This is a genomic window from Halorhodospira sp. M38 (assembly GCF_022227985.1).
Classification (GTDB): Bacteria; Pseudomonadota; Gammaproteobacteria; order Nitrococcales; family Halorhodospiraceae; genus Halorhodospira; species Halorhodospira halophila_A.
In genome coordinates this window covers 106,500-126,994 of the sequence record NZ_JAJNQP010000003.1, presented here as the reverse complement: position 1 = coordinate 126,994, position 20,495 = coordinate 106,500, and the positions used below count along the sequence as shown (strand labels likewise).

The following is a 20,495-nucleotide window of genomic DNA, read 5'->3' as shown; positions in this document are numbered from 1 at the left end:
ACCTACACCGTCACCACCATGTTGTCGCGGTGGATCAGCTCCGGCTCATCGACGTAGCCGAGCGCCGCCTCGATATCACGACTGGCACGTCCGCAGATCAGTCGCGCCTCGTCGGCGGCATAGTTGACCAGACCGCGCGCCACCTCGATCCCCGACGGATCCCGGCAGACGACCATCTCCCCGCGGGAGAAGTCACCCGCCACGGCCACCACGCCGACCGGCAGCAGGCTCTTGCCGGACGCGCGCAGGGCTCGCGCAGCGCCTTCGTCGAGGGTCAGCGCGCCACGGGTCTGCAGGTGGCTGGCCAGCCACTGCTTGCGCGCCGCCAGGGGCTCCTGATCGGGTACGAAGAGCGTCCCCAGCCCTCGCTCGGCTTCGACCAGACGCTGGATCACCCGTGGCTCATGCCCGCTGGCGACCACCGTGTAGGTACCGGAGCGGGCGGCCCGCTCAGCACCGCGGACCTTGGTCAGCATGCCGCCACGGCCCAGGACCCCGGCAGTGCTGCCGCACAACCGCTCGAGTTCCGGGTCGCCGGCGCGGACCTCGTCGAGGAGCACGGCGTCGGGGTGAACCCGCGGATCGCGGTCCATCAGCCCGGGCTGGTCGGTGAGGACCACCAGCGCCTCGGCCTCCACCAGATTGGCCACCAGGGCCGCCAGGGTGTCGTTGTCACCGAAGCGGATCTCGTCGGTCACCACGGTGTCGTTCTCGTTGACCACCGGCACCACCCCCAGGCGCAGCATCTCGCGCAGTGCGCTGCGCGCATTGAGATAGCGGCGCCGGTCGGAGAGATCATCATGGGTCAGCAGCACCTGCGCGGTCTGCAGAGCGTGCCGGTCCAGGCCCTCGGACCAAGCGTGGACCAGTCCGCTCTGCCCCACCCCGGCCGCCGCCTGGAGCTGATAGACCGCCCGCGGCCGGGTCCGCCAACCCAGGCGCTGCATCCCCTCGGCCACCGCCCCGGAGGAGACCAGGGTCACCTGGCGGCCGGCCTTGCGCAACGCCGCCACCTGATCTGCCCAGGCACTGATCTGATCGCGTGCCAGGCCGCGCCCGTCATCGGTGATCAGGGCGCTACCAACCTTGACCACCCAACGCTGCGCCTGGCGCAGCGTCTCACGTCGATTCACCATCATCCTCCCTGCGTCGCGCCTCCAGCTCCCTCATGATATCCGCACACAGGCGTTCCACCCCCTCGCCGGTGAGCCCGGAGATGCCGTAAGCCGGGCCGGACCAGTCCAGCCCCCGGGCGATCTCCGCCACCCGCTCCTCGCGCACCTCTTCGGGCAGGGCATCGAGGCGATTGACCACCAGCCAGCGTGGCTTGTTCGCCAGCTCGGGGCTGAAGGCCTCGAGCTCGGCCAGCAGCGTTCGCGCCTCGGCCACCGGATCGCCACCGCGCTCCTCCTCGGCCACCCCATCGACCAGGTGCAGAAGCAGCCCGGTCCGGCTCAGGTGCTTGAGGAAACGCACGCCGAGTCCGGCCCCCTCGGCCGCGCCCTCGATGATGCCGGGGATATCGGCGACCACGAACGAGCGCTGCGCCTCGAAGCGGACCACGCCCAGCTGCGGATAGAGGGTGGTGAAGGGATAATCGGCCACCTTCGGACGGGCGGCGGAGATGGTGCGGATCAGGGTCGACTTGCCCACATTGGGCATGCCGAGCAGCCCCACGTCGGCGAGCAGCTGCAGCTCCAGGCGCAGTTCCCGGGACTCCCCCGGGGTGCCGTCGGTGGACTGACGCGGGGCACGATTGGTCGAGCTCTTGAAGTGCAGGTTGCCCAGTCCGCCCCGTCCGCCGGCGGCCACCAGCAGCCGCTCGCCGTGGCGCGTGATATCGCCGATGACCTCGTCCGTCTCCTCGTCCACGACCAGGGTGCCCACCGGCACCGGCAGGATGCGGTCGACCCCGGAGCGCCCGGTGCACTGCCGGCCCGCGCCGGCCTCACCGCTCTCGGCACTGAAGAAGCGGTCGTGACGGTAATCGACCAGGGTGTTCAGGCCTTCGTCGCCCTCGAGGTAGACACTGCCGCCGCGGCCGCCGTCGCCGCCGTCCGCCCCCCCCCGCGGCACATATTTCTCGCGCCGGAAGTGGACACAGCCGTCGCCGCCGTCTCCGGCGCGGACGACAAAGGTGACTTCATCGACGAATCGCATGCTCGGCCTCTGCGCTGTAGCGCGTCCGTATACAAAAAAGCCCCGCTCCATGGCGGGGCTTTACGGGTCCGGAATGGGTCGCCGCCCTTAGACCGCTTCGATTCGCACCCGGCGGCGCTGGGCCGGCCCCTTGCGCTCGAAGACAACCCGACCGTCGCTCTTGGCGAACAGGGTGTAGTCCTTGCCCACCCCGACGTTCTCGCCGGCGTGGAAGTGGGTGCCGCGCTGGCGCACGATGATGCTGCCCGCAGAGACCGCCTCACCGCCGTAGCGCTTGACGCCCAGACGCTTTGACTGAGAGTCGCGACCGTTCTTGGTACTACCGCCCGCCTTCTTGTGTGCCATGCCTGATGCCCTCCGTCAGCCGGCGTTGATGCCGGTGATCTTGACCTGGGTGTACGGCTGCCGATGACCGTGGTGGCGACGGTAGCCCTGCCGCCGCTTGAACTTGGTCACCTCGACCTTGCGATGCCGATCCTGCTCAAGGACCTCGGCCTTGACGCTGCCGCCTTCAACCTGCGGCGTGCCGATCTTGACCTCGCTCCCCTCGCCGACCATGAGGACCTCGTCGAACTGCACGGTCTCGCCGACCTCGGCCGGGAGCTTCTCGACTCGCAGCACGTCTCCTTCCGAGACCCGGTACTGCTTTCCGCCGCTTCGGATCACCGCGTACATCGGCGTCTTGCTCCTGTCTACTCTGATGGCTACGGGCCGCCGCCCGACTCGACACGATCACCCCGCCTGCCCCGGGGCCGCTTCCGGGCCTGCGAACATCTGGGGAGAGGCGGGCGTGGTGACTGCGGTCGGTCCGCGGCGCCTTGGATTGTTTGGTCGGGGTGGCAGGATTTGAACCTGCGGCCCCTGCCTCCCGAAGGCAGTGCTCTACCAAACTGAGCTACACCCCGAATTTGTAACCCGCTACGCTGTCCGGGATACCGAATTGCGCGCCAAGTGTACCAGCGCGTCTCGCCAGGGACTACCCGGAACCGCGGAGGTGAGCTGCTCGACGGCCTGCTCGACCTCGACCTCAGCGAGGCGCCTAGTATATTCAGCCGACCCGGTCTTTTCAATCGCCCGTCCGACAGCCTCCATCCGATCCAGCCCACCGGCCTCGATGGCCTGGCGGATCAGCTCGCGGTCGGCCTCTTCGCCCTCGCGCATGGCGTGGATCAGCGGCATGGTGGTCTTGCCCTCGGCCAGGTCGTCGCCGATGTTCTTGCCGATCTCGGCGGCATCGCCGCTATAGTCCAGGGCGTCATCCACCAGCTGATAGGCCGTGCCCAGATGGCGACCGTAGGCCGCCAGCGCCTGGCACCCGGCCTCATCCAGCCCGGCGAGCACCGCGCCGTTCTCACAGCCGGCCTCGAAGAGCGTCGCCGTCTTGCGATAGATCACCTGGCGGTAGTCCGCCTCGGTGAGATCCGGCTCGTGGACGTTCATCAGCTGCATCACCTCGCCCCGAGCGATGGTGTTGGTCGCCCGGGCCAGGATGCGCAGGATGGCCATCGAGTCGAGCTCGACCATCATCTCGAAGGCCCGGGTGTAGAGGAAATCGCCGACCAGCACGCTGGCCTCGTTCCCCCAGATGGTGTGCGCCGTCTGCTTGCCGCGGCGCATGTCCGAGCCATCGACCACGTCGTCGTGGAGCAGGGTGGCGGTGTGGATAAACTCGATAATCGCCGCCAGCTGGATGTGATCGCTGCCCTGATAGCCACAGGCCCGCGCCGCCAGCAGCACCACCATCGGGCGCACGCGCTTGCCACCGCTGTTGACGATGTGGTGAGCGAGCTGGTTGATCAGCACCACGTCGGAGGAGAGCCGATCGCCGATCAGGCGGTTGACCTCCGCCATGTCGCCGGCGGCAAGCTCGCGGATTTCATCAAGGTTCATGGGCAGGATCTGCGCTCCAGGTCAGCCCCGCGGATGCTAGGCAGGGGGGCCATGGGTGTCAAGCGCGGCCGCCGCCGGCCCGACGGCCACTGCGCCAGATCGAGAGCAGCAGCAGCCCGGCCAGCACCGGGGCCGCATAGACCACCACCAGGGCAACGGTCGCACCGAGCTGAGGCAGCGGATCGGGGATCGGCGGGGCGCCGAGCAGGCTGTAGGCAGTGACCCGATCGAGCCAGTGGCTGATCTCCGCCGCACTCAGCGCCTGCTCGCCCCAGCCGGCCGGCGGCAGCCCGTAGCGACCGCCGACGAACGCGTAGACCAGCGCCGGGGCAGCCCAGGCCATCCAGGCCAGGAACGTGCGCACCGCGGTCACCCGGGCCACCGCCGGACGCTGCCGGGCGACGTGAATGGCGAGGACACCGATCAGGGCAAAGCCGGACCACACCGGCCACCAGGCGGGCCAGGCGGCGGCGATCGGCGCCGAGACCATGGGGCCGAGCGCGATGGTGACCACAGCGAGAAGACCGACCACGACCAGAACGGGGAGCATCCCGCGATGCATGCACGCCTCCTTGGGCCCCGCTGCATGCCGGGCGCAGCGGGACATGTCGGTGGTTGTTAGGCTAGGGCGCCTGCGCGCCAGCCCGATAGCCTACCGTAAAGCAGGAGCCTGCAGCGATGTTCAACGTAGCGACCCGCGGTTTCTTCAAGGGCATGAGCCCCCGGGTGACCGCCGTCTCCACCTTCCTCGTCGCCGCCTTCGCCCTAGCCGGCGCCATCTGGCCGAAGCACCTGGAGGCGGTGGTGGTCGGCTGGCGGGAGTCGCTCACCCCCTTCCTCCAGTGGTACTACGTGCTGGTGGTTGCCGCCTTCCTGCTCCTGGTGATCTGGCTGGGCACCGGGCGCTTCAAGAACGTGCGCCTGGGCCAGGATCACGAGGTCCCCGAGTTCCGCACCTTCTCCTGGCTGACCATGCTCTTCGCCGCCGGCATGGGCGTGGGCCTGATCTTCTGGGCGGTGGCCGAGCCCATCTCCCATTTCGAGAGCAACCCGTTCACGATCAGCGACGACCCGAGCGAGGCCGCCGACACCGCGCTGCGCCTGGCCTACTTTCACTGGGGGCTCAACGGCTGGGCGGTCTTCTCCCTGGTCGCCCTGATCCTCGCCTACTTCAGCTTCCGTCGCGGCCTGCCGCTGACCATGCGCTCGGCCTTCTACCCGCTGATCGGCAAGCACATCCACGGCCCCTGGGGCGATGCCGTCGACATCCTTGCGGTGCTGGCCACCGTCTTCGGCATCGCCACCACCCTGGGCCTGGGCATCCAGCAGCTGAACACCGGCATCGGCGAGCTGACCGGGATCACGGCCGGCACCACCGGCCAGGTCGCCATCGCGATCACGGTGATGAGCATCGCCACCATCTCCGTGCTCTACGGCGTGCAGTCCGGGGTGCGCCTGATCAGTGAGGCGAACTTCTGGATGAGCGCCGCGGTGCTGCTCTTCTTCCTGCTCTTCGGGCCAACCCAGTACCTGCTGGCGCTGATCGTCCAGTCCACCGGCGACTACCTGCAGAACCTGTTCACCCTCTCCTTCCACACCCACGCCAACGCCGAGGGCGACTGGCAGGCCGAGTGGACCCTCTTCTACTGGGGCTGGTGGCTGGCTTGGGCCCCCTTTGTGGGGATCTTCATCGCGCGCATCTCGCGCGGGCGCAAGCTGCGCGAATTCGTCATGGGGGTGCTGCTGGTGCCCACGGGCATCACCATCGTCTGGATCGGGCTGTTCGGCGGCAACGCCATCCACATCGAACTCTTCGGCCCCGGCGGGGTGGCCGAGGCGACCCGGGAGGAGGTCAGCACCGCCGTGTTCCGGACCATCGAACTGATGGAGGTGGGCGCCTGGGCGACGTCGGCCTCGATCCTGGTCACGGTGCTCATCGGCACCTACCTGATCACCTCGGCCAACGCCGGCATCCTGGTCACCCAGACCCTGCTCTCCAACGGCTCCACCGAGATCTCCCGGCTGCATACAGTGATTTGGGGCACGGTCATCACCCTGGTGACCATCGTCCTGCTCACCGCCGGCGGCCTGACCACCCTGCAGGGGGCGGTGATCGCCGCGGCGGTGCCGTTCTCGTTCATCATCCTCGGGATGGTGGTGGGCCTGCTCAAGGCGCTGGAGGAGGAGCGCTTCGCGCCCCGCCCGGGCGAACGCAGCGAACCGCCCATGGAGCCGTGGGCGCAGGTGGAGTCGGACTGGCACACCAGCGACACCGGCACCAGCAGCGCGACCGCCACCGACCGGGCGGAAGGCTGAGCGGCGGCCGGCGCCGCGCCGGCCGGCGCGGCGCTAGCCCTCCTGGCGCTTGGCGATGCGGTAGCGGACCAGGCGCACCACCAGCCAGATGGTGAACACCACCACCGGCACCGCCAGCCCCTGGGTGACCTCCACCCGGATCGGGGCACCGGCATCGCGCGCCGCCTCCAGGACGTAGCTGATCAGCCCCATCAGGTAGTAGCTGATGGCCGCCACCGACAGCCCCTCAACCGTCTCCTGGAGACGGAACTGGAGCTTGGCGCGACGATCCATGGAGTCGAGCAGATCGCGGTTCTGCGCCTCCAGGGCCACGTCGATGCGGGTGCGCAGCAGGTCGCCGGTGCGCGAGATGCGCTCGGAGAGCGACTCGCGCCGCTCGGTGACCGTCGCGCAAGTGCGCATGGCCGGGACCAGGCGCCGCTCCATGAACTCCTGGATGGTCTGCACGCCCTGGATGCGCTGCTCACGCAGCTCCTGGATGCGCCGCTCGACCAGCTCGTGGTAGGCGCGGGCGGCGTGGAAGCGGTAGTTGGTGTTGTTGCCGATGCGCTCGACCTGGGCGGCCAGCTCCATCAGCTGACCGAGCAGGTGCTGCTCGTCACGCTCCCGACTCGAGCCGGTCATGCGCTCGGTAATCCCCGCCAGCTGCTCCTCCAGGTCGTTGAGCTGCGGGTTCAGCCGCCGCGCCACCGGGAAGGCGATCAGCGCCATCATGCGATAGGTCTCGATCTCCAGCAGGCGCTGGATGGCACGCCCGGCCTGGCGCTCGCGCATGTTTACATCACGCAGGAGGATGCGCGAATAACCGTCGTCGTGGATGCGAAAGTCGGTCCACACCCGCGCCGCACCACCGGCGATCTGGCTGCCGACGATGGTGTTGTCATTGAACAGCGTAACGATCTCGCTGCTCGTCCGCGGCCGCGCCCAGGAGGGCTCCAGGGCCAGGTGGATACCCACCAGCCGGGGGCCGGGCAGACTGGCCAGCCAGTCCTCCGGCAGGCGCTCGATGGGCAGCCCCTCGAAGGGGTGCTCGAAGTCGTCCTCGACGATAAAGGTGTAGGTGGAGATCTCGGTGCGCCGCTCCCACTTGAGCCGGAAGCTGCCGAAATCCCGGGACATGTGCTGGGCATCCGGCTCCGGCGGTGCCACCCCGAAGCGCTGGCAGAGGTCGGCCACCGCCGCCCGGTCGGCGTCGGCGGAGTGGCGCCCCGAGAACATCCCCAGGTGGCTAACCCGGGCCGGCGCGCGCAGTCGCTCGTAGGGCCGGGCGTGGATCTCGTCGTTGACCTCCTGGCGCAGGGGGTGATCGACGTGGGCCCCTGGGACAGGCTCACTGGCCTGGTGCATCTCCGTTACATTCAGGGTCATGCTGGCTGGCTTTCTCTGCATCGGGCGTGCGGCCCCGGCCTGCACCGGGTCAGCGCAAGGGTATGGTATCCTCCCCCGCCCGTGCCAGAGGGAACAGCATGCGGGAACTCATCCTCGGCGGCGTGCGCTCCGGCAAAAGCCGCCATGCCGAGCAACGCGCCAGCAAGCTCAGCGACGACGTCGTCTATATCGCCACGGCCCAGGCCCGGGAAGATGCGGGCATGGCCGAACGCATCGCCGCGCACCAGGCGCGGCGACCGGCGCACTGGCGAACGGTCGAGGCCCCGCTGGATCTGGCCCGGGCCATCGAGTCCCACGATGCCCCGGGGCGCGTGCTGCTGATCGACTGCCTGACGCTGTGGCTGACCAACCGACTGGTGGCCGCGGACGAGGCGGCCGACGCGCCACCGGCCGACGACGGCCTCGAATCGGCCCGGGATGAGCTGCTCGACGCTGTGACCGCGGCACGCGGCCACCTGCTGCTGGTCAGCAATGAGACCGGCCTTGGCGTGATGCCGATGAACGCGCTGGCCAGGCGCTTTTGCGATGAGGCCGGAGCGCTGCACCAGCGGATGGCCGAACGTTGCGAGCATGTGACCTGGATGGTCGCCGGCCTCGCACAGCCCCTGAAATAGAGTCGTCCCCCCGCGACGGGCTGACGCCGCCAAGAAGGGAATGAGGAGCGCAATCGTGAACCAACCGGAGTGGCTCGATGAACCAATCCAGCAGACCCATCCGCATTACGCCCAGCAGGCGCGGGCTCGACAGGATCAGCTGACCAAGCCGCCGGGATCGCTCGGCCGGCTCGAAGAGATCGCCATCCAGCTCGCCGGGCTTCAGCAGACCCCGCACCCCGCCGTGGATCCGGTCCAGATCACGCTGTTCGCCGGCGACCACGGCATCGCCGAGGACGGCGTCTCCGCCTTCGACCCGGTGGTCACGCTGCAGATGATGGAGAACTTCTCCAACGGCGGCGCAGCCATCTGCGTGATGAGCGAGGAGATCGGCGCCCAGCTGGAGGTGGTGGATGTCGGCACCCGCTGGCAGGGCGCGGTGCCGCAGGCGGTGCGCGACGAACGCATCGCCGCCGGCACGGCCAACATGCGCCGGCAGCCGGCGATGACCGACGAGCAGTTCAGCGCTGCGCTCACCGCCGGCGCGCGGGCCGTCGACCGGTCCATCGATCAGCACGGCACCCGGGTCTTTATCGCCGGCGAGATGGGCATCGCCAACACCACTGCGGCCGCCGCCGTGGTCGGCGCCCTGCTCAACAAACCGGCGCCGGGGCTAGTCGGCCCAGGCACCGGACACGATGCCGCCGGGCTGCGACACAAGGCGGAGGCCGTCGACGAGACCCTGGCCCTGCACCGAGAACAGCTCGGCGGACCGGCAAACCTCAGCGAGCCGTGGCAAGCCGGTCGTCGCGTGGGCGGCCTGGAGCTGGCCGCCATGACCGGTGCCTACATCCGCTGCGCCCAGCGCGGTGTGGTCATCCTCCTCGACGGCTTCATCAGCGGCGCAGCCGCCCTGCTGGCCGAGCGACTGCGCCCCGGCACCCGCGCCTGGATGATCCTCGGCCACGGCTCCGCCGAGCCGGGTCATCACCGCATCGTCGCGGCCCTCGGCGGGCGCCCGCTGCTCGACTTCAACATGCGCCTGGGCGAGGGCAGCGGCGCTGCGACCGCGATACCGCTGATGCGCATGGCCTGCGCCATCCACAACCGCATGGCCACCTTCGCGGAGGCCGGCGTAACCCCGGAGGGCAAAGGGTGAGACCCCCCATCGAAGGCCAGGAGACCTGGATCGATCTGATCCGCCACGGCGAGCCGGTGGGCGGCCGCCGCTACCGCGGCACCCAGGACGACCCGCTCAGCGAACGCGGCTGGGCGCAGATGCGCGCCGCCCCGCTCGAGCCCGCGGCGTTGACCCGGATCGTCTGCTCCCCGCTGCGCCGCTGCCGCGAGTTCTCCGAACGCTACGCCGCCGAGCAGGGGCTGCCATTACAGGTGGAAAACGGTTTCCAAGAGATCGGCTTCGGTGACTGGGAGGGCCTGACCCCGGCGGAGCTCTACGAGCAGGACCCCCAGGGGCAGGCACGCTTCTGGGCCGATCCGCTCCACTATACGCCGCCCAACGCCGAGCCCATGGCCGACTTCCAGCGCCGCGTCATCGATGCCTGGGTGCGGCTGCTCGCAGAGCACCCCGGCGAGCACCTGCTGCTCGTCGGCCACGGCGGGCTGATCCGCGTGGTGCTGTCGCACCTGCTGGAGCTCCCGCTGCGCGGGTTCAACCGACTCTACGTGCCCTACGCCTCGGTCAGCCGGGTCCGTGTCGAGCCCGGCACCGATCCGACCCTCTACTTCCATAACCGCGCAACATCGGCGGAGGGGGAGCGATGACCGCCTTGCGACCGCTGCTGATCGCCATCGCCTTTCTCACACGCCTTCCGGTGCCTTCGCTCGGCCGCATCGACGACGAGGAGAGTGGCGCCTCGCTGGTCGCCTACCCCCTGGTCGGGGCGATCATCGGCACCCTGCTGATTCTGATGGCCTTCCTGACCCAGGCTTTGCCTGCACTGCTCACTGCAGCCCTGGTAGTGGTGATCTGGGCGCTGCTGACCGGCGCATTGCACCTCGACGGCCTGGCCGACTCCGCCGACGCCTGGGTCGGCGGCATGGCGCAGCGGGAACGCACCCTGGAAATCATGAAGGATCCTTCCTGCGGGCCCATCGGGGTCACGGCGATCGTCGCCGTCCTCCTGCTCAAGGTGGCAGCGGTGGCCGCCCTGCTCGACGCCGGCGCCGTACTGGCCATCGCCACAGCGGCGGTTGTCGGACGCGCTGGGCTGACCCTGCTGTTCCTGACCACACCCTATGTGCGCCCCGGCGGGATCGGCGAGGCCCTGTCCCACTTCGGGCCACCCGGCGCCTCGCTGGGCAGTGCGGCCGTGGTCACCGCCCTGGCCGCCCTGCTCACCGGATGGGCCGGGCTGGCGGCGGTGGCCGCCGGGGCAGTCGCCCTGGTCTTGGCGCAGCACGCGATGTCACGGCGTCTCGGCGGGACCACCGGCGACACCGCCGGCGCCACCGTGGAGCTCACCGAGACCGCCGCACTGCTTGGCGCCGCCGCCGTGGCGGCGAGCGTCTAGGCCGCTCCCGTGCCGTTCCCCGCCCTGATCATCGGCGCGTGGCTGCTCGACCGGGTTTTCGGCGAGCCCCGCGCCGGGCACCCGCTGAATGGCTTCGCCCGGGTTGCCGGCTGGCTGGAGCGGCTGCTCAACCAAGGGCGCCTGCCCGACCCGGACCGGCGCAAGGCCGGCATGGTGGCGGTCGCCATCCTGGTCGCACCGGCCGTGCTGCTCGCCACCCTGCTCACGCTGGGGCCGCTCGGCTGGGTGGTGGAGCTGGGGCTGCTCTACCTCTGCCTGGGCGGCCGCAGCCTGCGCGAGCACGCCTTGGGTGTGGCGCAACCGCTGGCCCGTGGCGACCTGGCCGAGGCCCGCGCGGCGGTGGGCAGGATCGTCAGTCGGGATGCACAGTCCATGGACGCCGAAGACACCGCCCGCGCCACCACCGAATCGACCCTGGAGAACGGCAACGACGCGGTCTTCGCCACCCTCTTCTGGTTCCTGGTCGCCGGCGCCCCAGGGGCAGTCGCCCACCGACTGATCAACACCCTGGACGCCCTCTGGGGTTACCGAACCGTGCGCTTCAACGACTTCGGCTACGCCGCCGCCCGCCTGGACGACCTGCTCGGCTGGATCCCGGCGCGCCTGACGGCGCTCACCTATGCCCTGGCGAGCCTGCGCCCGCAGGCGGTGTGGGCTGCAGTGCGCAACCAGGCCCCGCAATGGCCCGGCAGCAACCCGGGCGTGGTCCTGGCCGCCGGCGCCGCGGCCCTCGATACCACCCTCGGCGGCGCGGCCGTCTACAGCGACGGCGTCCGCCAACGCCCCACGCTGGGTAGCGGGCATCCGGCGGACGCCAACACCATCGAGGCATCAGTGGCGCTGGTGGAACGCGGGGTGCTGATCTGGATCGCGGCGGCGATCGCCCTGTGGGCGCCCTCCCCGCTGATCCCCTGAGGGGTCGTTGATGAGCGAAGCACAGCACCTGCCCGACACGCTGGAGCACGGCGGCAACCTCGCCGAGGCGACGGCGCGCTTCGGCGAGCCGCCGGGGGGCTGGGTGGACCTCTCCACCGGCATCAACCCGACCCCCTTCCCGCTGAGCGCCGCCCCGGCGGCCACCTGGCACCGGCTGCCCGAGGCCGACGGACTCGAGGCGCAGGCCGCGGCGCACTACGCCGCCGGCAACGGCGCGGCCCTGGCCCTGCCCGGCTCCCAGGCCGCCATCAGCCTGCTCCCGGCTCTCCACTCCCCAGGAAACGTGGCCATCCCGGCGCCGGAGTATGCCGAGCATGCGCGGGCGTGGCAGCACTGGGGCCACCGCGTCGAGCGGATCACGGCCGAGCGGATCGCCGCCGGGCCACCCACGCCCCCGCCCTGGCACACGCTCGTGCTGAGCCATCCCAACAACCCCTCCGGCACCCGCTACCCCGCCGCCATCCTGCTCGCCTGGTGCGATGCGCTGGCCGCCGGGGGCGGGCATCTGATCGTCGACGAGGCGTTCTGCGACGCCGAGCCGGAGACCTCCCTGGCCCCGGCCGTCGGCCGCCCGGGCCTGATCCTGCTGCGCTCGCTGGGCAAGTTCTACGGCCTCGCCGGCGCCCGGGTCGGCTTCCTGCTCGGCCCGGAGGGGCTGCGCCAGCAACTGGCCGGGGTGCTCGGCCCCTGGCCTCTGGCCGGCCCGGCCCGCCATGCCGCCGGGCAGGCCCTGGCCGACGAGGCCTGGCAGGCGGCCCAGCGACACGCCCTGACGGCGGCGACGCAGCGGCTCGATGGGCTGCTGACCGCCGCCGGGCTGGCACCGGCGGGGGGCACGGCGCTGTTTCGCTGGGTCCCCTGCACCGCGGCGCGGCGCTACCAGGCGCTGCTGGCCCGGGCCGGGGTCTGGGTCCGCGCCTTCGATGAGCCGGCGGGACTGCGCCTCGGCCTGCCCGGCACCGAAGCGGCCTGGCAGCGCCTGGCGGCAGCGTTGCAAACTCTCACCGCCGACGATGGGACACGCCCCTACAGCCCGCAGTCATCCGGTCGATAACCTGCCCAGCGCGATTTTTGATAAATTAGCGCGGTTTCGCCGCAGGCCGCCTCCGGCCCAGCGCGGGCGAAGCGCGCCGTCGGCACCAAGAGAGGATCGATACGCCCATGGCCACGACCGAAGCCGCCCAGGCCGCCACACCCCGGGTTGCCGTCATCGGCGCCGGCGGCTGGGGCCGCAACCTGGTCCGCAACCTCCATGAGCTCGGCGCCCTCCACGCGGTCGTCGAGGTCAACGCCGAAAACCTGCGCCAGGTCCAGACGATCTGCCCCGACGTCCCCACCTACACGGATACCGCCGCGGCGCTGGCCGACCCGCAGCTCGACGCCGTCGCCATCGCCACCCCGGTGGCGACCCACTACGAGGTGGTCCGCCAGGCCCTGGAAGCCGATAAGGACGTCTTCGTCGAGAAGCCCCTCACCCCGGACCCGACCCAGGCCTGGCACCTGGTGGAACGGGCCGAGCAGCGCGGCCGGCTGCTCATGGTCGGCCACCTGCTGCTCTTCCAGCCGGCCATCCAGTGGCTGCGCGACGACCTGGCCGCCGGGCGCATCGGGCAGGTGCACAGCATCCATCAGGAGCGTCTGGGCCTGGGGCGGGCGCGCGACTACGAGAACGCCCTGTGGTGCCTGGGCACCCACGATGTGGCCGTGCAGCGCCTCCTGCTGCCCGGGCGAACGCCCCGCGGCATGCAGGTCCACGGCCAGTGCATCCTGCAGCCGGGCATCGAGGACGACGTCTACCTCCACCTGAACTACGACGACGGCCTGCACAGCCACCTGCACTGCTCCTGGCTGTGGCCGGAGAAACGGCGCAACCTGGTCATCGTCGGCAGCGAGGGGATGGTGGTCTACGACGAGATCAACCAGGTGGTCACCCACCACCGCAAGGGCATCGACGGCAACCTGGACAACATCGACGAGGGCGCCGAGACGATCCATCAGGGCCACGGCCAACCCCTGCGCCTGGAGCTGGAGCACTTCCTCGACTGCCTGCGCCACGGGCAGACGTGTCAGTCGGACGGTCGCTTTGCCGCCGGCATCGTCGACCTGCTGGCCGAGGCCACGGGGCGCCTGAGAAACGCAGAGAACGCATAGGAGCTGGAAAGCGTGCAGATCCCCATCTACAACCCGAAGCCGCAATACGACGCCCTGCGCGGCGAACTCGAACAGGCCGCCACGGATCTGCTGGCCTCCGGGGCCTACGTCCTCGGTCCCACGGTGGAGCGTTTCGAGCAGGCGGTGGCCGAGCACTTGGGCTGCCGGCACGCGATCGGCGTCAACAGCGGTACGGATGCCCTGCTGATCGCCCTGGTCGCCGCCGGGGTCGAGCCGGGCGACGAGGTGGTGACCTCGCCCTTCACCTTCTACGCCTCGGCCGAGGTCATCAGCCTGGCCGGCGCCACGCCGCGGTTTGCCGACATCGACCCGGACACCTTCAACGTCACCGCCGAGACCCTGGAGGCGGCCTGCACCGAGCGCACCAAGGCGCTGCTGCCGGTGCACATCTTCGGCCAGGGGCCGGATATGGCCGCCGTCAACGAGCTGGCGCGCCGGCGCGGCCTGCGGGTGATCGAGGACGTGGCCCAGGCCTTCGGGGCCCGCCAGGGCGAGGCCCGGTTGGGCACGCTGGGCGATCTGGGGGCCCACTCGTTCTATCCGACCAAGAACCTGGGCGGTTTCGGCGACGGCGGCATGATCACCACCGATGACGACGAGCTCGCCGCCCAGTGCCGGCTGCTGCGCCTGCACGGCCAGGAGCGCCGCGATCACCACACCCAGATCGGCTACAACTCGCGGCTCGACGCCATGCAGGCGGCCCTGCTGCAGGTCAAGCTGCCCCACGTGGACGGCTGGAACGCCCAGCGCAAGGAGATCGCCGCGCTCTACGACCGCGAGCTGGCCGGCCTGCCGGGTCTGACCACCCCGCATACGGCGCCTCACGGCGATCACATCTTCCACCAGTACACCGTGCGCATCGCCGACGGCCGCCGCGACGCCGTGCGCGACGCCCTCCAGGCGGCCGGCATCGGCTGCATGGTCTACTACTCGGTCCCGGTCCACCAGCAGCCAGTCTACCAGCACCTGGAGGCCCACTGCCCGGTGGCCGAGCAGGCCTGCCACGAGGTGCTGAGCCTGCCCATGTGGCCGTACATGGGCGAGGAGCGCGCCCTTCAGGTGACCGAGGCGGTGCGCCAGGCCCTCCAGCAGGCCTGAGCCGGGCACCGCTCGCGCCCCCACACCTACCCCGTCGTCGCCTCCGACGCCGGCTGCCGCGCAGGCAGCCGGCGGACGACGGCCTTCTCCAGCTCCACGATCACGAACACCGCCAGCCCGAAGAGCAGGATGCGCGCCCAGTCCTGGGGCCCGATCGGCGTGGTACCGAAGAGCGCGTGCATGACCGGCGCGTAGGTGAAGGCGAGCTGGAGGAGGATGAGCACGCCGATGGCGATCCACATCGCCTGCGAGCGGAACAGCGCCCAGCCCCGCCAGATCGGGTCGTAGATCAGACGCAGGTTGAGCAGGTAGAAGGCCTGGCCGGCGACCAGGGTGTTGATGGCCACGGTCCGGGCCAGCTCATCGCTGGCGCCGACCACCTCCTCCATCCACACGAAATGGCCGAAGGTCCCCAGCCACAGCAGCAGCGCCACAAACGGGATGCGCCAGAGCATGAAGCCGGAGAGCAGCGGCGCCTTCGGATCCCGCGGCGGGCGCCCCATCACCCCCGGCTCGGCGGGCTCGAAGGCAAGCGCCATGGCCAGCGTCACCGAGGTGACCATGTTCACCCAGAGCACCTGCACCGGGGTCAGCGGCAGGGCCAGCCCCATCAGGATTGCCATCATGATGGTCAGCGACTGCCCGGCGTTGGTGGGCAGCATGTGCAGGATCGCCTTGCGGATGTTGTCGTAGACGGCACGCCCCTCCTCCACCGCGTGGGTGATGGAGGCGAAGTTGTCGTCGGCCAGGACCATCTCCGAGGCCTCCTTGGCCGCCTCGGTGCCCTTGTTGCCCATGGCCACGCCGACGTCGGCGCGCTTGAGCGCCGGCGCATCGTTGACCCCGTCGCCGGTCATGGCACAGATGCCACCTTCGGCCTGCAGGGCCTGGACCAAGCGCAGCTTGTGCTCCGGCGTGGTGCGGCCAAAGACATCGACGCGATGCACCGTCTCCTGCAGCGTCGCGTCGTCCATGCCGTCGATCTCCTGGCCGGAGACCGCCGCCCCCTGCCCGATCCCCAGCTGCCGGCCGATGGCCCGCGCGGTGACCAGATGGTCCCCGGTGATCATCTTCACCCGGATCCCCGCCCCCTGGGCCCGGGCGACCGCCTCGATGGCCTCCTCACGGGGCGGGTCGATGATCCCGACCAGCGCCAGCAGGGTGAATCCCCCCGCCTGCACCTGCTCGTAGGTCAGCTCCTGCTGATGGGGCTCGACCTCCCGCACGGCCAGGGCCAGCAGGCGCTCACCGCGGGCGGCCACCTCGTCCATGGCCGACTCCCACCGGGCCCGCTCCAGCGGCTGCGCCCCGGCGGCGGTCTGCTCGTGACTGCAGAGCTCGAGCAGCCGCTCCGGACTGCCCTTGAGATAGATCCCCTGCCAGCCGTGATGATCGGCGTGCAGGGTGGCCATGTACTTGTGGTCCGACTCAAAGGGGATGACGTCCACGCGCGGGCGCTGCTCCGCCTCGGCCGCCGGGTCGTAGCCGGCCTTGCGTGCGGCCACCACCAGCGACCCCTCGGTGGGGTCGCCGCGCAGACGCCACTCGCCATCGCGCTCGAAGTGCTCCGCGTCGTTGCAGAGCAGGGCGCAGAGCAGCGCCTGGTGGAAGACCGGGTCGCGGTCCGGGTAGACCTCCTCGTGCCCCTCGCAGAACCCGCCGTGGGGGGCGTAGCCGACGCCATCGACCCGCAGCTGCCGCTCGCCACTGACCAGCGTGGCGACGGTCATCTCGTTGCGGGTGAGCGTGCCGGTCTTATCCGAGCAGATGGTCGAGACCGAGCCGAGGGTCTCCACCGCCGGCAGGCGCCGGATGATGGCGTTGCGCCGGGCCATCTTCTGCACGCCGATGGCCAGGGCGATGGTCAGGATCGCCGGCAGGCCCTCGGGGATGGTGGAGACCGCCAGGCTGGCCGCGGCCAGGAACATCTCATCGAGCGGGTAGTCGCGCACCCAGTAGCCGAAGGCGAAGGTGAAGGCCGCCACCACCACGATGATCGCCGCCAGCCAGCGGCCGAACTGCTCGGTCTGGCGGATCAGCGGCGTCTGCAGGCTGTGCACCTCGCCGAGCATCTGCGAGATGCGCCCGACCTCGGTTTCCGCCCCGGTGGCCACCACCACGCCGAGCCCCCGACCGAAGGTCACCAGGGTGCCGGAGTAGGCCATCCCCCCTCGATCGCCGAGATCCGCCCCGGCATCCACCGCCTCGGTGCCCTTCTCCACCGGCACCGACTCGCCGGTGAGCACAGCCTCGTCGATGCGCAGGTTCTTGGCGTTGAACAGCCGCAGGTCGGCGGGCACCTTATCGCCGGCCTGGAGGAAGACGACGTCGCCGGGGACGATCTCGGCGGCGTCGACCTCCTGGCGCTCGCCACCGCGGAGGACCACCGCCTGGGGCGAGAGCATCTGGCGGATGGCATCCAGGGCGCGCTCTGCCTTGCCCTCCTGGAGGAAGCCGATGAGGGTGTTGATCAGCACCACCGCCAGGATCACCCCGGTATCGACCCAGTGGCCGAGCAGCGCAGTGCCCAGCGCAGCGGCGATCAAGATGTAGATCAGGATGTTGTGGAAGTGGCGCAGGAAGCGCACCACCAGGCCGGCCCGCTCGGGCGGCTGCAGCCGGTTGGGGCCGTGGCGCGACAGCCGCGCCTGGGCCTCATCGACCGCCAGGCCCTGCGGCCCCGAGCCGAAGTGCTCGGCGACCTGCTCGGCCTCCTTGGCATGCCAGCGTCCAGCCGGCTCCTGCGCGGCCCCGGCGGCCGCGTCGCTGTCGTCCTCCACCATGCAACCTCCGCACAGTCGGGAAAGGGCGGCGGGTCAGTACCGCAGCGGCAGGCCCAGAGCGCCCTCAGCCGTCCCCGCCACGGACCAGCAGCAGGTCCGTGTTGATCTGGTGCAGCACGCGGCCGGCCACGCTGCCGAGCAGCAGATTGCCCCAGCGCCCGCGACCGTGATTGCCCAGCACCACCAGATCGGGCTCGCCGTCGCCGACGCGATCGAGAAGTACCTGGGCCGGATACCCGGCGAGCAGCGTGCTCGTCACCGCGTCCGGATCGACCCCACAGGCGAGCAGTTCCTCGTGCAAACGGGACTCGGCATCGGCGCGCAGCTGCTCGTAGCGCCGCTCCACCCAGCGCTCGTCCACCCCGGCCGCACGCATCTGCTCCAGGGCCCGGGTATCGAGCACATGGAGCACCTCCAGGTCCGCGCCCGGGAACCAGTCCGCTACGCGCTGCAGGGCGGCGCGGGCACAGGCGGAAAAATCGGTGGCGACCAGGATGCGCCGGTAGGGATGCTCCGCCGACTGCCGGACCACCAGAGTGGGCACCGGCAGGTGGCGCACGACCTGCTCGGCGGTCGTCCCCAGCACCCAGTCGGCCGCGAAATGCTGACCATGGGCGCCGAGCAGGAGCAGCTGAGCCTGCTCCTGCTCGGCCACCCGAGACAACTCACCAAGCGTGTCTCCGAAACGCACCCGCACGGATGCCCAGTGCCCCGGCGTGACCCGCTGCAACTCGGCCTCGACCGCCTGTTGTACCGTGGCCCGCGGATCGCCACCGCCGCCCTCGGCCGGGATATTACCCTCGACGACACAGACGGCTACGACGCCGGCTCCCGCCTCTTCGGCCAACTGCGCCGACCGAGCGCCGGCCAGCGCCGCCCGTTCCGATAGGTCGCTGGCAATCAGGATCCGCTCAAGGCTCATCGTTCACCTCCTCCCTGCCCCCCGGTGATCCCGGCCACGGCCATCTCCGCGGCGTCGACGAAGGGCAGCAGGACCCGGTCGGGCCCGTGGCCACGCAGGTAGTCAGCATCCATTCGCGAGTGGGACGTAACCGCCACCTTACCGCGGTAGCCGGCCCCGCGCAGCGCAGTGATCAGCGTTGCCCCGATGTCCCGATCGGGCACCGTGCTGATCACCCAGCGGGCCCGGCCCAGCGGCAGGGTCTGCGGGAACTCCGGGTCCGAGGCATCGCCGTAGTGGGCCATGTGGCCTTCGTCCCGCCACTGTCCCACCAGGGTCGGGTCGAAGTCCACGCCGAGCACCCGCCAGCCGCGGGCCTTGAAGTTCTTGGCCAGCTGGTGCCCGTAGCGACCCAGCCCGAAGATCACCACATCGGCCTCGTAGTGCTGATCCGGCTGACTGTCCAGGGCGATCTCCGCGTGCGGGGTCCTGCGCTCGAAGACCGAGAGCAGCGGCGCCAGACGCTCATAGAGCGGCTTGGAGTAGAGGATCATGTAGGTGGAAGCGCCGATGGTGATCAGCCCCACCAGCGTCACCAGCCCCATGGTGTCCTGGCCGATGTGCCCCACCGACATGCCCAGGGCCGCGAGGATCAGGGAGAACTCCGAGATCTGCGCCACCGTCAGCCCGGCCAGGAAGCCGGTGCGCTTGCGGTAGCCCATAAAGCCCATGATGATCAGCACGATGATCGGGTTGCCGATGAGCACGAAGGCCGAGAAGATCAGCGCCGGCACCACCTGATCGCCGATGGTGCCCATATCCAGCTGCGCGCCCAGGGAGATGAAGAAGAACAGCAGCAGGAAATCGCGCAGCGCCGTCAGCCGCGAGGCCACCGCCTCGCGATAGGGCGTGGATGCGATGGCGATACCCGCCAGGAAAGCCCCCACCTCCTTGCTGAAGCCCATCAGATCGCCCCCGGTGGCCATCGCCACAGCCAGGGCGATGGAGAAGAGCACCAGCAGCTCCGGTGTGCGCGCCAGCATGTTAAGCAGCCGCGGCAGCACATAGCGCATCAACACGCCCACGAACAGCAGCAGGGCCACGCCCGTCAGCAGGACCTGCCCCACCTCGACGGCGACGTTGGCGTCCCCCTCACCAGCTGCCAGGGAGGTGATCAGGATCATGGCCAGGACCACGCAGATGTCCTGCACGATCAGAAAACCGATGGCGATGCGCCCGTGCAGGGCGTCGATCTCCTTCTTATCCGACAGCAGCTTGACGATAATGATGGTACTCGAGAAGGTCAGCGCCACCGCCACGTAGAGGGCGGTGATCGGCTCCATGCCCATCGCCAGTGCGATCAGGAAACCAACCGCCGAGGTGAAGATCACCTGCCCCAGGCCAGTAGCGAGAGCCACGGGCCCCATGGTGCGGATCAGGTGCAGATCGAGCTTGAGGCCGACGATGAACAGCAGCAGCGCGATACCGATCTCGGCCAGCAGTTCCATCATCGGCTCGTGCCCGTCCACCCAGCCAAGCGCAGACGGGCCCACCAGGATGCCCACCGCGATGAAAGATACGATCAGCGGCTGCTTGAGGCGGGTGCCGATAAAGCCAATGACGGCTGCAACGAGCAGCAGGATGGCGAATTGGTTGAACAGTCCTTCGACAGCAGGGATCTCAGCCATACAAGCTTCCTGGT

At 70.0% G+C, this 20,495-nt stretch carries 19 protein-coding genes and 1 tRNA gene; 9 read left to right on the top strand and 11 right to left on the bottom strand.

Annotated features, from left to right (window positions below):
• Positions 1–2: 2 nt before the first annotated feature.
• The 7 genes from proB to LRA98_RS03290 all read right to left on the bottom strand — a co-directional run bounded on the left by proB (position 3) and on the right by LRA98_RS03290 (position 4,612).
• The gene (gene proB / locus LRA98_RS03320; RefSeq protein WP_238632679.1) at positions 3–1,136 is read right to left on the bottom strand and encodes a glutamate 5-kinase; all 1,134 of its coding nucleotides are present in this window, start codon (positions 1,134–1,136) and stop codon (positions 3–5) included.
• Entirely contained in the window at positions 1,120–2,160 is a 1,041-nt protein-coding gene (gene cgtA, locus LRA98_RS03315; protein WP_238632681.1) for an Obg family GTPase CgtA, read from the bottom strand. Before cgtA ends, proB begins: the two co-directional genes overlap by 17 nt.
• 87 nt (positions 2,161–2,247) lie before the next feature.
• Complete coding sequence (rpmA, locus tag LRA98_RS03310) at positions 2,248–2,505, bottom strand: 50S ribosomal protein L27 (RefSeq protein WP_201171682.1); 258 nt, start codon at positions 2,503–2,505, stop codon at positions 2,248–2,250.
• Positions 2,506–2,520: 15 nt separating this feature from the next.
• Positions 2,521–2,835 carry a 50S ribosomal protein L21 gene (rplU, locus tag LRA98_RS03305; protein WP_238632683.1) on the bottom strand — a complete coding sequence of 105 codons (315 nt, stop codon included), beginning with the start codon at positions 2,833–2,835 and terminating at the stop codon, positions 2,521–2,523.
• A gap of 153 nt (positions 2,836–2,988) precedes the next feature.
• Positions 2,989–3,065, bottom strand: a tRNA-Pro gene (locus LRA98_RS03300).
• A 13-nt stretch (positions 3,066–3,078) separates the two neighbouring features.
• Complete coding sequence (ispB, locus tag LRA98_RS03295; protein ID WP_238632684.1) at positions 3,079–4,050, bottom strand: octaprenyl diphosphate synthase; 972 nt, start codon at positions 4,048–4,050, stop codon at positions 3,079–3,081.
• 58 nt (positions 4,051–4,108) lie between these two features.
• Positions 4,109–4,612 (bottom strand): hypothetical protein, encoded by a 504-nt coding sequence (locus tag LRA98_RS03290; protein WP_238632686.1) that lies wholly within the window; start codon positions 4,610–4,612, stop codon positions 4,109–4,111.
• Positions 4,613–4,728: 116 nt separating this feature from the next.
• Between LRA98_RS03290 and LRA98_RS03285 the strand changes: the two genes are divergently transcribed.
• The gene (locus LRA98_RS03285) at positions 4,729–6,366 is read left to right on the top strand and encodes a BCCT family transporter (RefSeq protein WP_238632688.1); all 1,638 of its coding nucleotides are present in this window, start codon (positions 4,729–4,731) and stop codon (positions 6,364–6,366) included.
• A 33-nt stretch (positions 6,367–6,399) separates the two neighbouring features.
• Here LRA98_RS03285 and LRA98_RS03280 read toward each other — a convergent pair whose 3' ends face one another.
• A complete protein-coding gene (locus LRA98_RS03280) occupies positions 6,400–7,734 on the bottom strand; it encodes a DUF3422 family protein (protein ID WP_443134937.1) in 1,335 nt (444 codons plus the stop codon).
• Between the two features lie 98 nt (positions 7,735–7,832).
• Between LRA98_RS03280 and cobU the strand changes: the two genes are divergently transcribed.
• The 8 genes from cobU to LRA98_RS03240 all read left to right on the top strand — a co-directional run bounded on the left by cobU (position 7,833) and on the right by LRA98_RS03240 (position 15,109).
• On the top strand, positions 7,833–8,369 hold the full coding sequence (gene cobU, locus LRA98_RS03275) for a bifunctional adenosylcobinamide kinase/adenosylcobinamide-phosphate guanylyltransferase (RefSeq protein WP_238632690.1): 537 nt from the start codon (positions 7,833–7,835) through the stop codon (positions 8,367–8,369).
• Positions 8,370–8,409: 40 nt separating this feature from the next.
• Positions 8,410–9,507: a nicotinate-nucleotide--dimethylbenzimidazole phosphoribosyltransferase gene (gene cobT / locus LRA98_RS03270; protein WP_207189817.1), complete on the top strand. Its 1,098-nt coding sequence runs from the start codon at positions 8,410–8,412 to the stop codon at positions 9,505–9,507.
• Positions 9,504–10,133 (top strand): histidine phosphatase family protein, encoded by a 630-nt coding sequence (locus LRA98_RS03265; protein WP_201171691.1) that lies wholly within the window; start codon positions 9,504–9,506, stop codon positions 10,131–10,133. Before cobT ends, LRA98_RS03265 begins: the two co-directional genes overlap by 4 nt.
• The gene (locus LRA98_RS03260; RefSeq protein ID WP_201171694.1) at positions 10,130–10,882 is read left to right on the top strand and encodes an adenosylcobinamide-GDP ribazoletransferase; all 753 of its coding nucleotides are present in this window, start codon (positions 10,130–10,132) and stop codon (positions 10,880–10,882) included. The genes LRA98_RS03265 and LRA98_RS03260 overlap by 4 nt, the downstream gene beginning before the upstream one ends.
• A gap of 9 nt (positions 10,883–10,891) precedes the next feature.
• Positions 10,892–11,818, top strand: coding sequence for an adenosylcobinamide-phosphate synthase CbiB (cbiB, locus tag LRA98_RS03255; protein WP_238632692.1), 927 nt, complete (start codon positions 10,892–10,894; stop codon positions 11,816–11,818).
• Positions 11,819–11,828: 10 nt separating this feature from the next.
• Positions 11,829–12,893: a threonine-phosphate decarboxylase CobD gene (gene cobD / locus LRA98_RS03250; protein WP_238632693.1), complete on the top strand. Its 1,065-nt coding sequence runs from the start codon at positions 11,829–11,831 to the stop codon at positions 12,891–12,893.
• 107 nt (positions 12,894–13,000) lie between these two features.
• Positions 13,001–13,990, top strand: coding sequence for a Gfo/Idh/MocA family protein (locus tag LRA98_RS03245; protein WP_238632694.1), 990 nt, complete (start codon positions 13,001–13,003; stop codon positions 13,988–13,990).
• 12 nt (positions 13,991–14,002) lie between these two features.
• Positions 14,003–15,109 (top strand): DegT/DnrJ/EryC1/StrS family aminotransferase, encoded by a 1,107-nt coding sequence (locus LRA98_RS03240; protein ID WP_238632695.1) that lies wholly within the window; start codon positions 14,003–14,005, stop codon positions 15,107–15,109.
• Between the two features lie 26 nt (positions 15,110–15,135).
• Here LRA98_RS03240 and LRA98_RS03235 read toward each other — a convergent pair whose 3' ends face one another.
• The 3 genes from LRA98_RS03235 to LRA98_RS03225 all read right to left on the bottom strand — a co-directional run bounded on the left by LRA98_RS03235 (position 15,136) and on the right by LRA98_RS03225 (position 20,481).
• Entirely contained in the window at positions 15,136–17,892 is a 2,757-nt protein-coding gene (locus LRA98_RS03235) for a cation-transporting P-type ATPase (RefSeq protein ID WP_238632697.1), read from the bottom strand.
• Between the two features lie 64 nt (positions 17,893–17,956).
• On the bottom strand, positions 17,957–18,814 hold the full coding sequence (locus LRA98_RS03230) for a universal stress protein (protein ID WP_238632699.1): 858 nt from the start codon (positions 18,812–18,814) through the stop codon (positions 17,957–17,959).
• Positions 18,811–20,481: a cation:proton antiporter gene (locus LRA98_RS03225; RefSeq protein WP_201171704.1), complete on the bottom strand. Its 1,671-nt coding sequence runs from the start codon at positions 20,479–20,481 to the stop codon at positions 18,811–18,813. Before LRA98_RS03225 ends, LRA98_RS03230 begins: the two co-directional genes overlap by 4 nt.
• Between the last annotated feature and the right edge of the window lie 14 nt (positions 20,482–20,495).

Coding starts and splice junctions, on each gene's coding strand:
- proB (WP_238632679.1), bottom strand. CDS start 1,136: ATGGTGAATCGACGTGAGACGCTGCGCCAGGCGCAGCGTTGGGTGGTC.
- cgtA (WP_238632681.1), bottom strand. CDS start 2,160: ATGCGATTCGTCGATGAAGTCACCTTTGTCGTCCGCGCCGGAGACGGC.
- rpmA (WP_201171682.1), bottom strand. CDS start 2,505: ATGGCACACAAGAAGGCGGGCGGTAGTACCAAGAACGGTCGCGACTCT.
- rplU (WP_238632683.1), bottom strand. CDS start 2,835: ATGTACGCGGTGATCCGAAGCGGCGGAAAGCAGTACCGGGTCTCGGAA.
- ispB (WP_238632684.1), bottom strand. CDS start 4,050: ATGAACCTTGATGAAATCCGCGAGCTTGCCGCCGGCGACATGGCGGAG.
- LRA98_RS03290 (WP_238632686.1), bottom strand. CDS start 4,612: ATGCATCGCGGGATGCTCCCCGTTCTGGTCGTGGTCGGTCTTCTCGCT.
- LRA98_RS03285 (WP_238632688.1), top strand. CDS start 4,729: ATGTTCAACGTAGCGACCCGCGGTTTCTTCAAGGGCATGAGCCCCCGG.
- LRA98_RS03280 (WP_443134937.1), bottom strand. CDS start 7,734: ATGACCCTGAATGTAACGGAGATGCACCAGGCCAGTGAGCCTGTCCCA.
- cobU (WP_238632690.1), top strand. CDS start 7,833: ATGCGGGAACTCATCCTCGGCGGCGTGCGCTCCGGCAAAAGCCGCCAT.
- cobT (WP_207189817.1), top strand. CDS start 8,410: ATGAGGAGCGCAATCGTGAACCAACCGGAGTGGCTCGATGAACCAATC.
- LRA98_RS03260 (WP_201171694.1), top strand. CDS start 10,130: ATGACCGCCTTGCGACCGCTGCTGATCGCCATCGCCTTTCTCACACGC.
- cobD (WP_238632693.1), top strand. CDS start 11,829: ATGAGCGAAGCACAGCACCTGCCCGACACGCTGGAGCACGGCGGCAAC.
- LRA98_RS03245 (WP_238632694.1), top strand. CDS start 13,001: ATGGCCACGACCGAAGCCGCCCAGGCCGCCACACCCCGGGTTGCCGTC.
- LRA98_RS03235 (WP_238632697.1), bottom strand. CDS start 17,892: ATGGTGGAGGACGACAGCGACGCGGCCGCCGGGGCCGCGCAGGAGCCG.
- LRA98_RS03230 (WP_238632699.1), bottom strand. CDS start 18,814: ATGAGCCTTGAGCGGATCCTGATTGCCAGCGACCTATCGGAACGGGCG.
- LRA98_RS03225 (WP_201171704.1), bottom strand. CDS start 20,481: ATGGCTGAGATCCCTGCTGTCGAAGGACTGTTCAACCAATTCGCCATC.